The sequence below is a fragment of the Pseudomonas sp. PA-4-8C genome (assembly GCF_021606625.1).
Lineage (GTDB): Bacteria > Pseudomonadota > Gammaproteobacteria > Pseudomonadales > Pseudomonadaceae > Aquipseudomonas > Aquipseudomonas lactis.
The window spans coordinates 1-4,381 of sequence record NZ_WKCD01000370.1; the positions used below are offsets into that span (position 1 = coordinate 1).

The 4,381-nt window shown below is 53.4% G+C and carries 5 protein-coding genes; 2 read left to right on the forward strand and 3 right to left on the reverse strand.

The genetic code is table 11. The features are described 5' to 3' along the window. Positions 1-305: hypothetical protein (locus GIW04_RS28240; protein ID WP_236479431.1), on the forward strand; the 305-nt coding region annotated here is incomplete at its 5' end. A gap of 64 nt (positions 306-369) precedes the next feature. Next, positions 370-1,377 (forward strand): aldo/keto reductase, encoded by a 1,008-nt coding sequence (locus GIW04_RS28245; RefSeq protein ID WP_032894869.1) that lies wholly within the window; start codon positions 370-372, stop codon positions 1,375-1,377. A 103-nt stretch (positions 1,378-1,480) separates the two neighbouring features. On the opposite strand, the gene GIW04_RS28250 is transcribed toward GIW04_RS28245, so the two are convergent. From GIW04_RS28250 to GIW04_RS28260, 3 genes are all read right to left on the reverse strand, one after another. Next, entirely contained in the window at positions 1,481-2,014 is a 534-nt protein-coding gene (locus tag GIW04_RS28250; RefSeq protein WP_032894870.1) for an NUDIX hydrolase, read from the reverse strand. 92 nt (positions 2,015-2,106) lie between these two features. Next, positions 2,107-2,958 carry a universal stress protein gene (locus GIW04_RS28255; protein WP_032894871.1) on the reverse strand — a complete coding sequence of 284 codons (852 nt, stop codon included), beginning with the start codon at positions 2,956-2,958 and terminating at the stop codon, positions 2,107-2,109. A gap of 11 nt (positions 2,959-2,969) precedes the next feature. Further along, a partial coding sequence (locus GIW04_RS28260) for a SulP family inorganic anion transporter (protein WP_236479432.1) occupies positions 2,970-4,381 on the reverse strand: 1,412 nt, incomplete at its 5' end.

Here is a 4,381-nt window from a genome sequence, read left to right on the forward strand (position 1 = left end):
AAAAGGGCTTGGACGTTGTTCAAACTACTGGGGAGAAATCTCCGGAAGGGTGCATACGCCCTGAGGATGCGCTCATGGAAATCTCTGCAACCGATTTGTTGACCAGTGCCCCTATATTGCCCAACGACGACTCAACCAATCGACAGCAAGCATTAAATGCTGACGATGAAAAACTAGAAGCGTTAAAAGGAAATGTGACGAATGCGCCACTGGAACAACCTTCGGGCGCTCAGGAGAATCCTGTTTCCAGCAGCCTCCAAAATCCGGTCAACATTGTGTGGCGCAGTTTAATGCTCGATCCGTAACAGCTAAGTACCAACTGCTTTGATCTTGGACTCAATCAACATAGCGTTCTATGTGGAGATAGATATGAACTACAAATCGTTCGGCAGTACCGGGCTCAGCGTTTCGGAACTCGCGCTCGGCACAGGCAACTTCGGCACTGGCTGGGGTTATGGAGCAGATCCCGACTCCAGCAAGGCAATATTTAATGCTTACGCTGAAGCAGGTGGTAACTTCATTGACACGGCAGACGCTTATCAATTTGGTCAGTCCGAGGAGTTGCTCGGAACTCTACTCCAAGGACGACGCGATGAGTTCGTCCTCGCCACAAAATTTACCAACGGAGCAGCAGCCAACGCTAATCGGCTCGCCACAGGTAACAGTCGTAGGGCTTTGGTGACATCGGTAGAAGCCAGCCTGAGGCGCCTGAAGACAGACCGGATAGATATCTACTGGGCGCATCACCCAGATGGCGTGACGCCGGTCGAGGAAATCGTCAGAGGCTTTGAAGATCTGGCACGTGCAGGGAAAATCCTTTACGCAGGACTCTCTAATTTCCCAGCATGGCGACTTTCCCGCGCGGTCACACTGGCCGAACTCACCAACGCGCTGCCTATTGCAGCGGCTCAGTTTGAACACAGCTTGGTGCATCGTGAGCCCGAAGCAGACCTCTTCCAGGCGTCAAACGCCCTGGGTCTCGGCATAGTCACTTGGTCTCCGTTGGGAGGCGGCATGCTGACCGGTAAATATCGCCAAGGTGAAAAAGGACGCGCCGAAGGTTTTGGTGGAAAAGTATTTCAGGCAGAAAATTCAGCACAGCGCACATTGATACTGGACACTGTTTTGGAGATTGCGAGCGAATTAGGCGTGAGTGCTAGTCAGATTGCTATTGCTTGGGCTGGCACACATGGGGCGGTACCGATCATAGGGCCACGCTCAGAGCAGCAACTTACCGATAACCTCGGTGCTTTAGACGTACGCCTTTCACACGAACAGGTTTGCAAGCTTGATGCGGTGAGTAGCTTAAGTCCCTCAGAGCCGTTGAGATCATCTCCGTATCAGTCGAATGAGACTCACGCAAAGACAGTTGCATAAGGACTTATAAAATTCAAAAAGGAGGTTCATATGGCCTCCTTTTCTGAATCTACTGGTCATTGTGGTCTGCGGACGTCGCAACAAAGGCTGCCGAGACGTCTTCTCATCGGCTGGTTGACATCAGCAACTCGGACGCGACTTTTTTCAGCATGAACGTTTCGCGCTGAATGGACTGCCCCATCGATGACTCCTGACGCTGCATCACGGCTTCATTATGCGTTATGGCTTCATGCAGGTTGATCCAGACAGGCCGCATACCATTAGCGATTTCGTGGCTTTCCATTCTCACGGGCGCTAGCTGGGGCGCGACTTCGCATTGATAAAAATGCGAGGTCATGTGCATCAGATCGTACTGTGGCTTCCAATAGGGCCGGTACTCCTCGATGTAACCGTAGTGCTGGAGCACCCGAATCTCGCGTGCACCAGTCTCTTCCTCAAGCTCACGCTTAAGACCTACGATAATGTCCTCGCCAGCATCAAGGCCGCCCCCAGGAAAGCTAAAGTCGTTATAGCGCTCAGTGAACAGCAACAGGATCTGTTCGTTCCGCAACACGATTCCGCGTGCGGCATGACGACGGAATACTTTCCCTTGTATAGATTTCAGATCCGGGTGAAGGATTTCAGTAATGAGTTGCATGAGGTCTCAACAGGACATGTTCAGATATTCATTAACTAGGATGACCGCAGTGTTTCCAGAGTGTTGGAAACACTGCGGTCAGGCGAGTCAATTCAGCGGAGCAGCAATACCGGCATGGTAGCTGTGCGGAGCATGGTTGTAGTTGTGCTACCTACCAGAAATTGTCTGATGCGCGAGTGGCCGTAGGCCCCCATGACTAGCAGATCAATTCCGTGCTCGGCCTGATACACGTGGAGCGCCGCTTCCACTTCCCCCTTTACGATCTGAGCTTGGACGACAAAGCCAGCACTCATGAGCGTGCTCTGGGCTTTCTCCAACGCTTCTCGGTTGCCTTCCGAGTCAGCGCCAACCATAACGAGATGAATTGGTAGATTTTTGCAGAGCTGGCTGGCGGCAAGCAGCTCAACGGTTTTGTGGGCTGTGGGGCTGCCGTCAAAAGCGAGCATTACTTTTTCTGGCTTTTTATAGCTGCTGCTCGTGATCAAAATTGGACGGTGAATTGTGCGCACGACAGCTTCAATTTGGCTGCCAAGGCTGTGCACTCTACGTGTGCTGTCCTCACCCACTCGTCCAATGACCAAGAGTCGAATATCGTCCTGAAGATCAACCAGGCTTTCTATCAAGTGTCCGTGGCGCTGCTTTAGCTCAGGAAATGCAGCTCCGCAAATGACCGTTCGCTCCCTGGCCTTTTCAAGCATGTGTTGACCTTGCTCCAGAGCAAGCCTGGCGCGCTGGGCATCCAATGTAGCCAGCTCCTCCAGCAGATGCTCTCGACTGCCAAGGCCGATATTACCGCTCAGGTCTGCAGATGCGGGGTATTTCTCCTCATCCAATACATGCAGCAAGGTAAGGGGCGCGTTAAGTTGTTGCGACGCCCATGCTGCGTAGTCGCAGACCGCCAATGAGGATTGTGAGTTATCAATGCAGGCCATTACGTGGGTCATTGTCGTTCTCCTTAGTGGCTCATGAGCTTGTAGATGGCATCGGGTTTGTCATGCACGCCGAAGCGGTCGACGATTGTTGCGCTGGCTTCATTGAGACCGAGCACTTCAACCTCTGCGCCTTCGCGGCGGAATTTGATAACCACCTTATCCAGCGCTGCAACCGAAGTGATATCCCAGAAATGGGCTTGGGTCAGGTCGATGGTGACTTTGTTCAGGGCTTCCTTGAAGTCAAAAACGTTGGTGAATTTGTCTGCTGAGCTGAAGAACACTTGGCCCACAACATGGTAAGTGCGATGTGATTCCGTCTCTTCCAGAGTGCTCTTGATATCCAGGTAGTGCCCGGCCTTATTGGCAAAGAAGAGGGAGGCCAGCAGCACACCTACCAGTACGCCGTATGCAAGGTTGTGAGTGGCCACGACGACCACGACGGTCGCCACCATGACAAGGTTGGTCGACAGCGGATGCTCTTTCAGATTGCGCAAGGAATCCCAGCTGAAGGTGCCGATGGACACCATTATCATCACAGCGACGAGTGCCGCCATGGGGATTTTGGAGAGCCATTCGCCAAGGAACACCACCATCAGCAGCAGAAAAACGCCGGCACACAATGTCGAGAGACGGGTGCGGCCACCAGACTTCACGTTGATGATCGACTGGCCAATCATGGCGCAGCCGGCCATACCACCGAGCATCCCTGCTGCGATATTGGCAACGCCCTGGCCTTTGCACTCCCGGTTTTTGTTACTGGTGGTATCGGTCAGGTCATCGACGATGGTCGCGGTCATCATGGACTCCAGTAGGCCTACAACGGCAAGCGCTGCTGAGTACGGGAAGATGATCCGCAGAGTCTCAAAGTTCAGCGGGACTTCAGGCCACAGGAAAATCGGCAGCGTGTCCGGCAATTGGCCCATGTCACCTACGGTGCGGATATCCAACCCCAGGTAAATCGCGATAGCGGTCAGTGTCAGGATGCACACCAGCGGCGAAGGAATCAGCTTGCCGATCTTCGGTATATACGGAAACAGGTAGATGATTCCGAGGCCCGCTGCGGTCATGGCGTAGACGTGCCAGGTTACGTTGGTGAGTTCGGGCAGCTGCGCCATGAAAATCAGAATCGCCAGTGCATTCACAAAGCCTGTGACTACTGAGCGCGAGACAAAGCGCATCAGTGAGCCCAGCTTGAGATATCCAGCAAGTATCTGAAGAACCCCACAGAGCAAGGTTGCGGCCAGCAGATACTGAAGCCCGTGATCTTTTACCAAGGTAACCATGAGCAGTGCCATGGCACCGGTAGCCGCCGAGATCATGCCAGGGCGACCGCCGATGAAGGCAATCACGGCACAGATACAGAAGGATGCGTAGAGGCCGACCTTAGGGTCGACGCCGGCGATGATGGAAAAGGCAATAGCTTCCGGAATCAGCG

Coding starts and splice junctions, on each gene's coding strand:
- GIW04_RS28245 (WP_032894869.1), top strand. CDS start 370: ATGAACTACAAATCGTTCGGCAGTACCGGGCTCAGCGTTTCGGAACTC.
- GIW04_RS28255 (WP_032894871.1), bottom strand. CDS start 2,958: ATGACCCACGTAATGGCCTGCATTGATAACTCACAATCCTCATTGGCG.
- GIW04_RS28250 (WP_032894870.1), bottom strand. CDS start 2,014: ATGCAACTCATTACTGAAATCCTTCACCCGGATCTGAAATCTATACAA.